We start from the raw sequence: 14,399 nt of genomic DNA on the forward strand, positions 1-14,399 counted from the left end.
CGAGTAGCTTCTGAGAATTACACCGCATGATGCGGTAGGGGAGTTAGCCAATGTCATATACGGGACATACCGATACTTTCACGCAGGATAATCTGCCGCCTAAGGACCAGTGGCCAGATTTGGTGCTGGATGAGGCTAAATTCCAGTATCCGGAAAAACTGAATGCGGCTTATGAGCTAACGGACCGTATGGTGGAAAAAGGTTTCGGAGACCGCATCGCCCTTATCGGGCACGGGCGCATGCGCACCTATAAAGAACTGGCGGACTGGTCGAACCGTATCGCTAATACGCTGGTGGATGATTTTGGCGTGAAACCCGGAAACCGTGTGCTTATTCGTTCGCAGAATAATCCGGCTATGGTGGCGGTGTGGCTTGCGGTTACCAAAGTGGGCGCAGTGGCAGTGAACACCATGCCGATGCTGAGGGCTGGTGAGCTTACGAAGATTGTTGAGAAAGCAGAGATTAAACTGGCGCTCTGCGAAATGCGTATCATTGAAGAAATGAACCTCTGCCACGCAGCATCAGAAATGCTTGAAAGCGTGATCAGCTTTGACGGTATGACAGGGCACGAGGGCCAGTTGGACCGATTAGCGCTCTGCAAGCCTGTAACATTTAATGCTGTAGAAACTGCAAGTGATGATGTAGCGCTTCTGGGCTTTACCTCAGGCACAACAGGCGCACCGAAAGCGACCATGCATTTCCACCGGGACCTGCTGATCATCGCGGACGGGTATGCGGATGAAGTGCTTCAAGTGAAGGAAAGTGATGTATTTATCGGCTCCCCGCCGCTTGCCTTCACCTTTGGGCTTGGCGGTTTGGCGGTTTTCCCGCTCCGGTTTGGGGCATCTGCGGTGCTGCTTGAAGATGCATCTCCACTCAATCTCATCAAATATATCGAGCAGTATCAGGCTACCATCTGCTTTACGGCACCAACAGCATACCGGGTGATGCTTTCTGAGAAAGACAGTGCTTACCAGATGCGCTCATTAAGGGTTGCAGTATCAGCGGGGGAAACCCTGTCTGCGGATGTTTATAACCTGTGGCACAGCCAAATGAAGGTGCCGATCGTAGACGGTATTGGCGCCACAGAACTGCTGCATATCTTTATCTCCAACCGTATGGAGGATGCCAAGCCCGGCTGCACGGGCATGTGCGTCTCTGGTTACAGTGCAAAAATCATGGATGAAAACTTCCTTGAAGTGCCAAATGGCACTGTAGGCAGGCTTGTAGTAAAGGGGCCAACCGGCTGCCGCTATATGGCGGATGATCGCCAGCAGAAATATGTGAAAGACGGCTGGAATATCACAGGGGATGCTTTTACCCGCAGTGATGATGGTTGTTTCACCTATGTGGCGCGGATGGATGATATGATCCAGTCAGGGGGGTATAATATCTCTGGCCCTGAGGTGGAAGAAGCGATCTTAAAGCATGAAGCGGTGGCAGAATGTGCGGTCGTGGGTGCACCGGATGAAGAACGCGGTCAGCTTGTAGAAGCACACATCGTTTTAAAGGGTGGTGTTGAGGCAAAGGATGCTCTTGTCTGCGATATCCAGACCTTCGTGAAAAACACCATCGCACCCTATAAATACCCGCGCTCGGTAAAATTCCGAGACAGTTTGCCGAAAACCCAGTCTGGCAAACTGCAGCGCTTTAAGCTGCGGGAAGAATAAAAAGTCCAGCGCAAAAGCGCTGGCTTATACAACTGTTATTGGGTTAGCCGTTTGATGGCTTCGGTTTTCACAAAATCAACGGCAGGTGCCAGTTTATCTAGGGCTGCGCCTTCAGTGCCGTTGGCGATTTCATCGAAGGTTACTTTAGTCCCGTCTTCTGTTGAGGTGAGGGTGATGGTCCACACCACATTCACAGCCATTTCCTGCAAGGGGCCAAAAGGCGCATTCATGCGGAGCGTGCTGCCGGGTTTTACATAAATCACCGTACCGTGGGAAACTGAGCCGCCATCCCAGTCTTCGCGCCAAAGGCCACCGGCTTGAAGATCCAGCGACAGGTTTTCTGAACGGCCAGAGTAGGTATGATCCGGGTGCCACCAGGTTTCTGGCTTAATAAGCCGTGCCCACAGGTCTTCCGCTGACATGCTGGAGGTTGCTTCTTGTTTCAGTACATAGCGATCTGATTTTGCTTCCACAATTTCAGCTGCCGCCGCCGTACTTAGGCTTGATGCCATAAGCGTGGATAGGATTAATGTTTTTTTCATCGCTGCCTCCCGTTTTATGAGGAGCTTAGCTCAAGTGATGGTGATGATCTATATTTTCCCCTTGTTTTTCTTCCTCTCTTGGCGCGCTATATCATTTGCGGGAGCATTAAAAACGGGGGCAGGTATGCTGAAGAAAATCCTTGGAGCGGTTTTGATCCTATTCGTTGTGGTGTATGCGGGCTTTGCTCTTACCATGCGCAGTTCTGTTGACCCGGCTTCTTTCTCTGACCTTCACGAGAAATACGATGTCCGTATTATTCGGGATGCTTACGGCGTGCCGCATATTTATGGTGACCGGGATATAGATGTGGCCTTTGGTCTTGCGTTCGCCCATGCGGAAGATGATTTTGCCACCATGCAGGATGTGCTTCTTGCTACTCGCGGCAAGCTAGCGACCCTTAAAGGGGTGGAAGCTTCAAAAACCGATTATCTGATCCAGATGATGCGGGTTTGGGACGTTGTAAACGCAGGTTATGATACCCGCTTGAGCGCTGAGGCACGTGCGCACGCGGAAGCTTATGCGGACGGCCTTAATTATTTTGCTTCTGAAAACCGTGGGCTTATATCGCCTTATCTTCTTCCTGTTACAGGTAAGGATGTTGTGGCAGGCTTCACCTTTAAAACCCCACTGTTTTACGGCTTTGATCAGGCAGTGGCTGCGGCGGCAGATGGCAGCTACGGCACTGGGCTTGATAAATCCTCAGCGCTTGAACCAACGGATAAGCCTCAGCCTGATATTGGCAGCCAAGGCATAGCGGTGGCGCCTTCTCGCTCAGCGGACGGGCACACGCGCTTGCTGGTGAATTCCCACCAGCCGCTCACGGGCCCTGTGGCCTGGTATGAAGCACGGGTGAAATCGAACGAAGGCTGGGATATGGCTGGCAGTACCTTCCCCGGTTCGCCTGTTATCCTTCATGGGTACGGCCCTACGCTCGGGTGGTCAAACACGGTGAATAAGCCGGATTTGGTTGATGTTTATAAGCTGGTGATAAACCCTGATAACCCTAATCAATACAAGCTTGATGGTGAGTGGCGTGATTTTGAAATCCGCACTGCTGAGATTGAAATTTTTTTCCTTGGCCCTATCCGCTGGACGTTTGAAGAGCCTATTTATTATTCAGAACATGGCCCCGTATTCAGGAACAAAAAAGGGGCGTTTGCGCTCCGCTGGGCGGGGATGGATGAAGTGCGTACGCTTGATATGAATATCCAGCTTAATAAAGCCCGTACGCAGGCAGATTTTGAAGCCGCCCTCGGTATGGGGGCAATGCCCAGCATCAATTATATTTATGCGGATAAGGACGGCAATATCGCCCATTATTATAACGCTATGATGCCGAAGCGTATTGAAGGTGTGGACTGGCGCGGTTTGCTGCCGGGGGACCGCTCTGATCTTATCTGGCGGGAATATCACCCGTTCAGCAAAACACCGCGCACGGTGAACCCGCCTTCAGGCTTTGTTTTCAACGCGAATAACACACCGTTTGTTGCAAGTGTGGGCGAAGGGCAGGCGCAGCCCGGTGATTTCACGCCGAGCATGGGCATTGAAACTGGTATGACGAACCGAGCGCTGATGATCAGGGACCTGTTTGGTGCGGATGAGAGCATCACGGCTGAGGAATTCAAAACATACAAATATAACAACAGTTACCACAGGGATTCAGTGGCGGCAAAAGTGTTGGCTGAGGTGTTGGCGCTTCAACTCCTCGAAGGCAGTGAAGTAGCTGAGGCTCAGAAAATACTCGCCAAATGGGATCTTTCCACCGGGAAAGAAAACCGCCAGGCAGCTCTTGGTGTGTTAACCGCCACACCGTTTATTCTTGCGGAAATGCGCGGTGAACCAAAACCTGATGTGCGTGAAACCTTTGAAGGTGTGGTGGCTTTCATCAGTAAATTTTACGGTGTTTTGAACCCAGAGTGGGGGGAAGTGAGCAAACTGGTGCGCGGTGATTTCACATGGCCTATATCTGGCGCCCCTGATGTGCTGAGGGCCGTTTATAGTGATATCAACGCAGACACAGGAAAATTGAAAGCTACAGCGGGTGATAGTTATATCATGTTTGTTGATTGGGCGCCGGACGGCACTGTGAATTCAACCAGTATTCATAATTTTGGTAGTGCGACCCTTGATGGCAGCTCTCCTCATTATGCGGATCAGGCACCGCTGTTTACGGCAGAGAAAGAGCGTAAGCTCCCCATGACGCTTGAAGCACTTGAGGCAGAGAAAACATCCGACCGAAGGCTTTAAGAAGCTTGTGGAATAAGGGGCAGCAGCTTATACCCGCTCACAAATAGTAAAAGGATTACCTGATGAGCGATCTACCGCCGTGCCCGAAATGCGCAAGCCCATATGCCTATGAAGATGGTGCCCTTCTGGTGTGCCCTGAATGCGCCCACGAATGGAACCCGAATGCGGCTGAAGCAGCAGATGAGGATGTGGTGCGTGATGCGGTTGGCAACATCCTTCAGGATGGTGACGCGGTAACAGTGATCAAGGACTTGAAAGTCAAAGGCTCGTCCTCCGTTGTGAAAGTGGGCACCAAGGTGAAAAGCATCCGCCTTGTGGATGGTGATCATGATATTGACTGCAAGATAGACGGCATTGGCTCCATGGGTCTCAAATCCCAGTTTGTAAAGAAGATTTAAGCTGCACAGTTTTGTGATTACCCTCCCGAAACGACACGCATTAGGGTGCCAAGTGGGGAGGACATCACATTATGATTTCACGGGTATTTAAAGCTAAAATAGCAGACGGTAGATATAGCGATTTTCAGATTAATTTCCGGAAAATCGCGCTGCCGCTGATCAAATCACACGACGGGTTATTATCACTTTCAGCAGGGCGCCTGCCTGATGATGCTGACCATGATTTTATGCTGGTTACCAATTGGGAAAGCCTTGAACATGTAAAAGCGTTTGCGGGCGATGACTGGCAGGAACCACTTATCCCATCAGGTATGGATACTTTTATGGAAGAAGTATGGCTCGATCATTATGATCTGTTTGAGCACGCTTAATTTCCGCAGGTTTTCTGTTTGGCCGCAACGATCTGAGGCACGTGGATAACCACCTGCGTGCCTTTGCCCACATCGCTTTCAATCTCTAGCCCGCCGCCATTTTTCTCCATAAGTGCTTTCGCGAGCGGTAACCCAAGCCCAACACCGCCGGCTGATGAAATATAGCCATCATTAAACTGCTTGAAGGGTACGAAAATCTCTTCCAGATGTTTTTCCGAAATCCCGGGCCCGTGATCAGTGATCAATAATTTTACAGCATCATCTGTCTCTGCCGCTGAAATAGTAATGGTATCACCTTCAGAGGTGTATTTAGCGGCGTTTGTAAGGATGTTTAGTGTTACCTGTTTCAGGTGGCGCGGATCAGCATAAATGGTTGGCGTTGTCTCTGGAATTTCAGAACTGTAGGTGAGGGATTTTTCTGCCGTGATCGGCCGCAGGATATGTACGCATTCCTCAATAATTTCCTTAATTTCCACTGGTTGCGGTGTGCGGGACATATCATCAGCTTCAATCTTTGAAATCTTGAGGATATCATTCACCATATCCAGAAGGAACTGGCCGGATGCTTTGATATCATGGATATATTCTTCGTATTTCGCGTTATTGAGCGGGCCCATAATACCTTCTTCCATAATGGAAGAAAACCCGATGATGGCATTTAGCGGCGTTCTAAGTTCATGGCTCATATTGTTGAGGAAATCGAGTTTGGCCTGGTTGGCAACTTCGGCCACTTTTTTAGCTTCCTCAAGCTCATACAGCATACGGTGATGTTCTATGGCGATCCTCAGGTTAAAGGTGGTTGCCTGAATATTTTCAATCTGCTGCTCGGAAGGTGTTTTAGGTTCAGGGAAATAAGCCGCGAAAACCCCCATCACTTCACCTTTGGAAGACAGAATAGGGAAAGACCAGCAAGCGTGAAGCCCGGCCTCTTGCGTAAGCTCTCTGAAGGGTTCCCAGTTAGGGTGGGTGTTGAGGTTTTCTATAATCACCATCTCACCGCTATAGGCCGCCGCACCGCAAGACCCCACATCGGGGCCAATTTCCACCCCGTCGATTGCATCCATATAAAACTGCGGCAGGCTGGGTCCTGCGCCGGTGCGCAGATACCGCCCATCTTCAAGCAGCAGCACAGAACAGCGCATGCCTTTATCAATGGCAGTTGCTTCCTGTGCGCGGGTCAGGAGTGTGAGGATTTCTTCAAGGGTCGCATCCCCCGCCACTTTCACAGCAAGCGAAAGAATGCGTTCGAAATTCTCGATAAGCTGCAGGTCTTTTGAAATCAGGTCGCGGAATTGCTCCATCAGATCAACGAGCGTGCTGTCATACTCGGTGCCTTTGGTATCAATCACGCAGATGGTGCCGAAAAGCGTGTTATCAGGCCAGTAAATCGGAAGCCCGAGATAGGAAACCACAGGCCCATCTGCCACTGGTGGGATATGTTTCCATTCTTCAATGCAGGGAGCATTTTCCACATAAAGCCCTTCACCGGTTTCCATAATGCGCCGGCAAAAGCTTTCAATTTCAAGGGACCAACTATCCCCTACTTTCAGGAAATTATCCTCGTTATCGCTTACGACAACGGTTTTAAATTCCCCTTCATGAAGCTGAACAATCGTACCGCAGGAAGCCCCATACAGGCGCGAAAGAATATTGGCAGTTTGTTTCCATTTCCCGATATCAATCACCGGGTGGGGATCAGCGCCCAGATGTTTGCTATAAATGCCGTCCTGCATCGTGTGGCTCCCTCGTAGAATACACCCCACTCCCCCAATACAGATAGAAAAATTCTCCCTGAACAAGATCACACTATAGCTGATTCGTTATCCAATTCCTAAAATTGTATCTAATTTCTTGAAAATCGCATGTTTTTTACTTGTCCTATTAAGGCAGGCAGTTAACGTACTGAGGCGATTTAAGGTGATGAGGGATAGTATGTTCAATAAAATTCTTGTTCTACTTACGGCTGTTCTATGTGTGGTAACGGCTGCAAAAGCAGATGATAAAACCGAAGCTGCCATTTTGAAGGCGGTGGAAACAGGCATGCCGCAGGCCCTCAGTACCCTAGAAAAAGCGGTGAACATCAACAGTGGCACCATGAATTTCGCTGGCGTGCGTGCGGTGGGTGATGTCTTCATAAAAGAGCTTGATGAACTGGGCTTCAAAACTGAATGGGCACCGGGTGAAAGCTTCAACCGTGCGGGCCATCTTGTGGCTTCACGCGGCACGAAGGGGCCAAAAATTCTTATGATCGGGCATCTGGATACTGTGTTCGCGAAAGGCGATGCTTTTCAGAAATTTGAACCGCTCTTAGGCGGCAAAATAAAAGGCCCCGGCATCACGGATATGAAAGGCGGGGATGTTATCATCATCGCTGCCATGCGTGCGCTTAAGGCCGCAGGTGTGCTGGATGATGTCAGCATCCGCATTGTGATGACAGGGGATGAAGAAGCAAGTGGCCGCCCGCTTACCGCATCTAAGAAAGCGTTGGTGGATGCTGCCATTTGGGCAGATATCGCGCTCGGTTTCGAAGATGGGGACGGCAATGTTAAAACCGCTGTTGTGGCGCGCCGGGGCAGTGTGAACTGGTCCTTAGACGTTACAGGCCGTGCGGCCCACAGCTCTCAGATTTTCACTGATGAAGTAGGCTACGGCGCTGTGTTTGAAGCTGCCCGTATCCTGAACGGTTTCCGGGAAAAGCTTTCAACTGTTGAAAACCTCACCTTCAATCCGGGCCGTATTGTGGGCGGCACACGCACTACAGAAGATGCAGCTACGGCTACAGGCACGGCCTTTGGTAAAAACAATGTGGTGGCAAAAACGCTCAGGGTTACAGGCGGCATTCGTGCCCTATCGCCAGAGCAGCTGGAAGCCGCGAAAGCTGAAATGCATAAAATCGCCAGTGAAAATCTGGCGCATACCAGTGCCAAGCTGGTGTTCGGGGATGGCTATCCGCCAATGGCCCCAACGGAGGGCAACTATAAGCTCCTGTCGCTCTATAGCAAAGTAAGTGAGGATTTAGGCTACGGTGAAGTCATCGCCGTAAACCCGCGCCGGGCGGGTGCTGCTGATATCTCCTTCGCGGCTGATCATGTGGAAATGGCGCTTGATGGCCTCGGCCTTATGGGCATGGGCGGCCACACCAAAGATGAAACCGCGGATATGGAAAGCTTCAAGCGCAACACAGAAAAAGCCGCGCTGCTGATTTATAGATTGTCGCAGTAGATTGAGTTTGATGGGGGACGTTATGCCGATTTATGATATTTCGAATGGCGCGTTAGCAAGAATACAAGCTACGGAATTTATTACTGAGGGTCTAAAAGAGCGTCAGGATATCCAGCGTCTGGTAAAACAGGATATCAGCGTATTATGTGAGGACACTTTATTAATTGCAGAGGAATTTGGCGATTTTGAGGAATCTCGAAGACGTATAGACCTTCTAGCAATTGATAAAGATGGGAACCTAGTGGTCATTGAGCTTAAGCGAACAGATGATGGCGGTCATATGGAATTGCAGGCTATCAGGTATGCCTCAATGGTTGCTAATATGACTTGGTCACAAGCTGTTAAAGCTTACGAGAAATTCCTGACCCAAAATGAACAGGATGTTGAGGTTTCTTCCGCTGAGAAAATGATGTTGGATTTTTTGGGCTGGGAAGAGGGGGATGTTGATGATTTTGGCCAAAAGGTGAAAATTGTTTTGGCGTCTGCCAATTTTTCTAAAGAACTTACGACTAGCGTACTGTGGTTGAACGATTTTGATGTTGATATCACTTGTTTACGAATGACACCTTATAAATTGGAGAATAAAATTCTCTTAAATATTGAGCAGGTTATTCCAGTTGTAGAGGCTCAGGATTACCAAACAGGTGTGAGAGAGAAAAAGCGTGAACAACGTCAAGCTAGATCTGAAGGGAAAGATCGCTCCCTGATTGAGATGTCTTGGGATGGTGAAGTGTATGAAACACCATTTAAGAAGGCTGAGATTGGATATCTAACTATTCAACTGTTACATTCTAAACAACAAATAACAGCAGAAAACTTTCAGCGACTTAGAACTAATAAATCATGTAGTTTTGAATTATTGAAGCAGGTGAATGATGTAACCAATACTGAGCGAAAGTATAGGAAATACCGCATTGATCGTGCCCCAGAGCTTGTGTTCCAAGATCAGGAATATTATGTCGCGAGGAATTGGGGGATTGCTAATATAGATAAATTTATAGCAGAAATGAAAAGCATGTTCCCCTCCATTGATTATAGGATAGTTGGTTAGTTAAATACAGCGCATGGTGTTTTTTGCAGTTTCCTATTTAGAAGTGAGAAATTTCAGCTTTCAGCCTTCTGAGCAACAACATGGCCTGCGAAGCCTGCGCCGGCTTCTGTGTAGATATTAAATACCGTATCTGCGCCTGCTTGTTTGAGGGCTGTTGCCTCATCGGAAAATTTGGCGGTGGCTGCTACGCGGCCTTCAAAAGACACTTGCTTAAGCTGCTCCAGCACAGCCAGATTGGTGGTGAACTTGGGCATGGCGAGCATCACCAGTTCAAGGGAATGGTCTGCCTGAATACGGTCCCAGAAATCAGCATCACTTGAATCGCCGTGCAGCACGTTGCGCCCGGCCTTTCTGTGATTTTTGGCCGTTACCGGATCAATATCAATACCGATAACCGTATCACCATACTTGTCCCGCATGGTGTTATAAGCCCCGGTGCCAACCCCGCCCATGCCGATTACGGCAATGGTGGCGCCCTTGGTATCCAGCGGCTGATCATCCGCAATAAGTTCATCCTTCTGAAGTGATTTCCAGAAGCTCTGTTTTTGCCTGTATATTCTGCGGGAGATGGTGGTGAGCGCCGCAGCGATAGCGAACGAAAGCGAAAGCGCTGTAGCAATGGCAATAAGCCACTGGCTATCAAGCCAGCCGTTCCCAACACCGATGGCCGCCACGATAAGGCCAAATTCACTGAAGTTAGTGAGATTTACAGATGCCAGCAGCGACGTGCGCGCCCGCAAGCGGAAGCGGGTTAAAAGCGCGAAGAACAGTGCAGATTTGAAGAAAACAAGCGGTGCCAGCAGCACACCAGCAGTTACCGCAACCAACGTTGGTTGCCCCGAAAGGCCCACGGCGAGGAAAAAACCAAGCAGGAACAGGTCCTTAAAACCAAGCATGGTTTTAGCCATTTCATCTGCTTTAGGGTGGGAGGCAATAAGAAGCCCGAGCGCCAGCGCCCCTAGGTCACCCTTCATGCCGACCAGCTCAAACAGTTCCGCACCGCCCATGGCGAGCATAAAACCGTAGAGCACCAACAGCTCACCGTGCCCTACATACTGCAATAGGCGGTGCAGCACAAAGCGCAGCGGGATAAGAAGAACAATGAGCGCCGCCCAAACGGAAGGCCATTTGCCGGTGGAAATAGCGAGAAACGCAACGGCGGCGATATCCTGCATAATCAGGATACCAACGGCGATCTGGCCGTGAAGGGAGGCAACCTCACCTCTTTCCTCAAGAACTTTCACCACAAACACAGTGCTGGAGAAACTGAGCGCAAAAGCGATCAGCAGCGCGTGTGAGAGGCTGAGATCAGACAGGAACGGCACGCCTGCGAGCGCTAAGGCGTATATGCTGAAGCCGAAGACAACAACAACGATGGCGGTATGAAGGCTTGTTACCGCCCACACCTGCGGCCTTGCAAGAACCCGTAAATTTAGTTTGAGCCCCACAGTGAACAGTAAGAGTGTAATGCCCAGATCAGCCAGCTTTTCAAGCATTTCACCGCTGGCGATACCGTATATATTCAGAAGGAAGCCTGTTGCCAGATAGCCAACCAGTGGCGGCAGGCCCACTGAGCGGGACAATAAGCCAAGGATGAAAGCAAGGGAAATCCAGGCAACATCACCCAGCGCAATTGCGACCCACTGGAAATCCATCCTATCCTCCGGCTGTTTGGTGTGGTTTCACCATGTTGATAAGCCGTTATTATTAAATAAAAAAGTATGTTTTCACAAGTGTTTAGGCAGCTTCATATACAGGTGCTAAGGGCGTGTTCGCCATTCTGTGAATAGACAGAAAGCCTCCGCCTCCGCTATAAAGGGGCCATGAACCGGATATTTCATATAACGCTTCTGTTTGCGGTGATGCTCTTTACCTGCCCGTGCGATATGCTTATGGGCGGTGCGAATGCGTCTATGCCTGCGGCGCAGAGCGAGATGGCGGATTGCCATGATGAAATGGTTCAAAAAAGTGTGGATGAATGCTGTGAACTTGAAGCCAAACTTGATGGTTCCAAGGTTAAAGCCGCAGATAAATTCACCCAGCAAACGGCGGAAATTATCATTCCGCGCCCGCTGCGTACGCGTCCGCAACAGCCGCGCGCACCAGATGCAGATGGTTTGCCGCCCACCCTTAACCCCTATGATCTGGGGGATCGCCTGCTGACCTAGGACCAACAACTTTCATACCAGTTGTTTGTTTAATGGTTACAGGACTAATCAAGTGATAAAAATGATGAAATCTGCCAGTGTGGCAGTGGCCCTTTTGGGGCTTGGCGCCTGCGCAACATATACGCAGGACAGTGGCCTCGGCGGGGTGAATGATGATCTCCGTGCCCGCACAGGAGAAGTAATTGCGCGCTCGGAACTCGCACAGCCCGCGCTTCCGTTTGAAGGGGAAATTACCGCCACAGATGTGGTGAAATCCGCACTTCAGTATAATGCAGAATTGCAGGCAAGCCTTGAAGAACTGAACATGGCATCCGCCGCAGAGGTGCAGGCCGGACTGCTGATCAACCCCACCTTCGAGGGGGAGTTTGTTTTTGGGGATGAAACGGCGCTTGATTTCGATCTCGCTTTTAACATTACCCAGCTTTTAACCCGTGGTCGCCGTATTAAGGTGGCGAAAGCGGAACTTGAAGAAGCAAAGCTTAAAACCACAGAAGCGATAGTACGCACGGTAGCGGAGGCAAAACGCGCTGCGCTTATGCTCTGGCAGGCAGAGCGTGCGCTTGAACTGATGCAGGAAATGCATACGGTGCGGAAAGCGGGTGCAGAAATTGGCACTGAGCTCAAGCGCGTGAAAAACATCACTGATGGCCAGTATGCGAAACTGAAACGTCAGGCCGTTGAGGCATCGCTGGCTGCCGCGTCTGCTGAGCTCATGGTCTACGGCGCGCGGGAGCGGCTTTCCACCATCGCTGGTCGTCCGTTAAGCCCGGTAGCATCTGTAGGCACAGACGGTTTGCCGCCAGCCAGTGAGGGCATGGAAATGGGCACATTTTTGGGCGCAGTGATTGAGAAAAACCTCATTTTAGAAGCAAAAAGGGCACAACTTCGGGCACAGGCTGCACGCCTTGGCCTCGCAAAAGTGGATGTGTGGTTCGAGCATCTTGAAGCGGCTGCCGTGCTGGAGCGGGAAGAAGGCGAGGTGAAAGAAGGCTTCGCAATTGGCCTGCCTGTACCGATTTTTGACTGGGGGCAGGTGCGTACGGGTAAAGCAAAAGCCGCGCTTAAAGCCATGGAATATCAGTATAAAGCGATGCTGCTTGAGCTTTCTAACAAGGCGGATGCCCAGCACCGTTACACCCGAATGCTCAAGATGGCAGACGCGGAATTTGGCAGCGGTATGCGGCAGGAAGCGGAAGAAGAATTTTCTTTCCGAGAGCAGCAGATGGCGGCGATGCAGATTGGCCCCCTAATGCTTCTGGACGCAAAAATACAGCAACTGATGACAGAATATAACGCTTTGAACTTAAAGGGAAAATATCTGGATGCTGAAATTATCTCTGGCGCGCTCCTTAGCGGTGTAAGCCTTGAGATGGGTGCAGTGAATATGCCAGGCATGGCAGCCGCGGAAGAGGGAGGCCACTAATGACATTTTCAAGAAGAGATACGCTTAAATTAGGCGGTGCGCTTTCGCTCGCGGGCCTCGCAGCTGGTGCTTCTCGTGCTTCGCAAACCGTTGACCCGAAGGCTTCTCAGGCGCCTGGTAAACCCAATGTGGACTACCGCCCGGTGATTACTCCAAATGGTTCCACGCTCCCTTATAAACTGCGGGACGGGGTGAAGGTTTTCCATATGATCGCGGAAGAGGTAGCCCATGAGTTCACACCCGGCCTGGAGGCAAACTGCTGGGGTTATAACGGGCAAGTCCACGGCCCAACCATTGAAGCGGTGGAAGGGGATACGGTTCGTATTTACGTAACCAACAAACTGCCGGCGGCCACTACTGTGCATTGGCACGGCTTGATTATCCCAAGCGGGATGGACGGCGTGGGCGGCCTTAACCAGCACCCGATTGAGCCCGGTGAGACATATGTTTATGAATTCAAGCTCATCCAGCACGGCACTTTTATGTATCATAGCCACCATGATGAAATGACCCAGATGGCTATGGGCATGATGGGTATGATTGTCATCCATCCGCGCAAACCTACGGGTCCGCTGCCGGACCGGGATTTTGTGATGATGCTTTCCGAGTGGTCTATTGAACCGGGCACAAATCGGCCAGACCCAAACGCTATGGCGGATTTCAATGTGCTTACCTTCAATGCCCGCTGTTTTCCCGGTACGGATGCGCTTGTTGCCAAGCAGGGTGAACGGGTGAGGATCAGGTATGGTAACCTTTCTGCGATGGATCATCACCCGGTCCACCTGCATGGTTATGCTTTCAAGGTAACGGAAACAGATGGCGGACCGATCCCGAAGGAAGCCCAGTGGCCGGAAACCACTGTTCTTGTGCCAACAGGAGCTACGCGCACCGTTGAATTTATCGCAGATAACCCTGGGGACTGGGCGATGCACTGCCATATGACTCACCATGTAATGAACCAGATGGGTCATGATCTAGATCTGGTGATTGGTGCTGATGGGGATAAGCTTGAGGAAGCACTGAATTCTGCCTTGCCGGGCACTATGATGATGGGATCAGACGGGATGGGAGACCACGGCAAGCATGTGGAAATGGGCCATATGAATATTCCTGAAAATAGTATCCCTATGGTCGGGGCAAATGGCCCAATGGGTTACATTACCATGGGCGGTATGTTCACCATTTTGAAGGTGCGGCCGGATATTACATCCTATGATGATCCGGGATGGTATGAAGAAAAACCTGAGCAGCAAGCGCGGTTAGCAACCGATGAGGAACTAACCGCTGACGGCATTGCGCTTTAGGC

General features: G+C 50.5%; 12 protein-coding genes. 9 read left to right on the forward strand and 3 right to left on the reverse strand.

Features of this window, described 5'->3' with window-relative positions; genetic code table 11:
• Positions 1 to 50: 50 nt before the first annotated feature.
• Positions 51 to 1,670 carry an AMP-binding protein gene (locus KFE96_RS02620; protein WP_255834456.1) on the forward strand — a complete coding sequence of 540 codons (1,620 nt, stop codon included), beginning with the start codon at positions 51 to 53 and terminating at the stop codon, positions 1,668 to 1,670.
• Positions 1,671 to 1,705: 35 nt separating this feature from the next.
• Here the strand turns inward: KFE96_RS02620 and KFE96_RS02625 are convergent, their stop codons facing one another.
• Entirely contained in the window at positions 1,706 to 2,212 is a 507-nt protein-coding gene (locus tag KFE96_RS02625) for an SRPBCC domain-containing protein (protein WP_255834457.1), read from the reverse strand.
• Positions 2,213 to 2,336: 124 nt separating this feature from the next.
• On the opposite strand from KFE96_RS02625, the gene KFE96_RS02630 reads away from it, so the two are divergent.
• From KFE96_RS02630 to KFE96_RS02640, 3 genes are all read left to right on the forward strand, one after another.
• The gene (locus KFE96_RS02630) at positions 2,337 to 4,460 is read left to right on the forward strand and encodes a penicillin acylase family protein (RefSeq protein WP_255834458.1); all 2,124 of its coding nucleotides are present in this window, start codon (positions 2,337 to 2,339) and stop codon (positions 4,458 to 4,460) included.
• Positions 4,461 to 4,522: 62 nt separating this feature from the next.
• Positions 4,523 to 4,858: a zinc ribbon domain-containing protein YjdM gene (locus KFE96_RS02635; protein ID WP_255834459.1), complete on the forward strand. Its 336-nt coding sequence runs from the start codon at positions 4,523 to 4,525 to the stop codon at positions 4,856 to 4,858.
• Between the two features lie 71 nt (positions 4,859 to 4,929).
• The gene (locus KFE96_RS02640; protein WP_255834460.1) at positions 4,930 to 5,229 is read left to right on the forward strand and encodes an antibiotic biosynthesis monooxygenase; all 300 of its coding nucleotides are present in this window, start codon (positions 4,930 to 4,932) and stop codon (positions 5,227 to 5,229) included.
• Here the strand turns inward: KFE96_RS02640 and KFE96_RS02645 are convergent.
• Entirely contained in the window at positions 5,226 to 6,962 is a 1,737-nt protein-coding gene (locus KFE96_RS02645; RefSeq protein ID WP_255834461.1) for a GAF domain-containing protein, read from the reverse strand. The genes KFE96_RS02640 and KFE96_RS02645 overlap by 4 nt on opposite strands.
• Positions 6,963 to 7,161: 199 nt before the next feature.
• Here KFE96_RS02645 and KFE96_RS02650 point away from each other — a divergent pair, with 199 nt between their 5' ends.
• Together KFE96_RS02650 and KFE96_RS02655 are read left to right on the forward strand one after the other, a co-directional pair.
• A complete protein-coding gene (locus KFE96_RS02650) occupies positions 7,162 to 8,451 on the forward strand; it encodes a M20/M25/M40 family metallo-hydrolase (protein ID WP_255834462.1) in 1,290 nt (429 codons plus the stop codon).
• A 22-nt stretch (positions 8,452 to 8,473) separates the two neighbouring features.
• Positions 8,474 to 9,502 carry a hypothetical protein gene (locus KFE96_RS02655; protein ID WP_255834463.1) on the forward strand — a complete coding sequence of 343 codons (1,029 nt, stop codon included), beginning with the start codon at positions 8,474 to 8,476 and terminating at the stop codon, positions 9,500 to 9,502.
• Between the two features lie 53 nt (positions 9,503 to 9,555).
• On the opposite strand, the gene KFE96_RS02660 is transcribed toward KFE96_RS02655, so the two are convergent.
• On the reverse strand, positions 9,556 to 11,157 hold the full coding sequence (locus KFE96_RS02660) for a cation:proton antiporter family protein (RefSeq protein WP_255834464.1): 1,602 nt from the start codon (positions 11,155 to 11,157) through the stop codon (positions 9,556 to 9,558).
• Between the two features lie 168 nt (positions 11,158 to 11,325).
• On the opposite strand from KFE96_RS02660, the gene KFE96_RS02665 reads away from it, so the two are divergent.
• The 3 genes from KFE96_RS02665 to KFE96_RS02675 all read left to right on the forward strand — a co-directional run bounded on the left by KFE96_RS02665 (position 11,326) and on the right by KFE96_RS02675 (position 14,397).
• Positions 11,326 to 11,670, forward strand: coding sequence for a hypothetical protein (locus KFE96_RS02665; protein ID WP_255834465.1), 345 nt, complete (start codon positions 11,326 to 11,328; stop codon positions 11,668 to 11,670).
• Between the two features lie 61 nt (positions 11,671 to 11,731).
• A complete protein-coding gene (locus KFE96_RS02670) occupies positions 11,732 to 13,093 on the forward strand; it encodes a TolC family protein (protein WP_255834466.1) in 1,362 nt (453 codons plus the stop codon).
• Positions 13,093 to 14,397 (forward strand): multicopper oxidase family protein, encoded by a 1,305-nt coding sequence (locus KFE96_RS02675; protein WP_255834467.1) that lies wholly within the window; start codon positions 13,093 to 13,095, stop codon positions 14,395 to 14,397. Before KFE96_RS02670 ends, KFE96_RS02675 begins: the two co-directional genes overlap by 1 nt.
• Positions 14,398 to 14,399: the final 2 nt, after the last annotated feature.

Source organism: Kordiimonas sp. SCSIO 12603, from assembly GCF_024398035.1.
GTDB lineage: Bacteria > Pseudomonadota > Alphaproteobacteria > Sphingomonadales > Kordiimonadaceae > Kordiimonas.

Bases quoted from the DNA above. Each gene is read 5' to 3' on its own strand.
- KFE96_RS02620 (WP_255834456.1), top strand. From the start codon at position 51: ATGTCATATACGGGACATACCGATACTTTCACGCAGGATAATCTGCCG.
- KFE96_RS02625 (WP_255834457.1), bottom strand. From the start codon at position 2,212: ATGAAAAAAACATTAATCCTATCCACGCTTATGGCATCAAGCCTAAGT.
- KFE96_RS02630 (WP_255834458.1), top strand. From the start codon at position 2,337: ATGCTGAAGAAAATCCTTGGAGCGGTTTTGATCCTATTCGTTGTGGTG.
- KFE96_RS02635 (WP_255834459.1), top strand. From the start codon at position 4,523: ATGAGCGATCTACCGCCGTGCCCGAAATGCGCAAGCCCATATGCCTAT.
- KFE96_RS02640 (WP_255834460.1), top strand. From the start codon at position 4,930: ATGATTTCACGGGTATTTAAAGCTAAAATAGCAGACGGTAGATATAGC.
- KFE96_RS02645 (WP_255834461.1), bottom strand. From the start codon at position 6,962: ATGCAGGACGGCATTTATAGCAAACATCTGGGCGCTGATCCCCACCCG.
- KFE96_RS02650 (WP_255834462.1), top strand. From the start codon at position 7,162: ATGTTCAATAAAATTCTTGTTCTACTTACGGCTGTTCTATGTGTGGTA.
- KFE96_RS02655 (WP_255834463.1), top strand. From the start codon at position 8,474: ATGCCGATTTATGATATTTCGAATGGCGCGTTAGCAAGAATACAAGCT.
- KFE96_RS02660 (WP_255834464.1), bottom strand. From the start codon at position 11,157: ATGGATTTCCAGTGGGTCGCAATTGCGCTGGGTGATGTTGCCTGGATT.
- KFE96_RS02665 (WP_255834465.1), top strand. From the start codon at position 11,326: ATGAACCGGATATTTCATATAACGCTTCTGTTTGCGGTGATGCTCTTT.
- KFE96_RS02670 (WP_255834466.1), top strand. From the start codon at position 11,732: ATGATGAAATCTGCCAGTGTGGCAGTGGCCCTTTTGGGGCTTGGCGCC.
- KFE96_RS02675 (WP_255834467.1), top strand. From the start codon at position 13,093: ATGACATTTTCAAGAAGAGATACGCTTAAATTAGGCGGTGCGCTTTCG.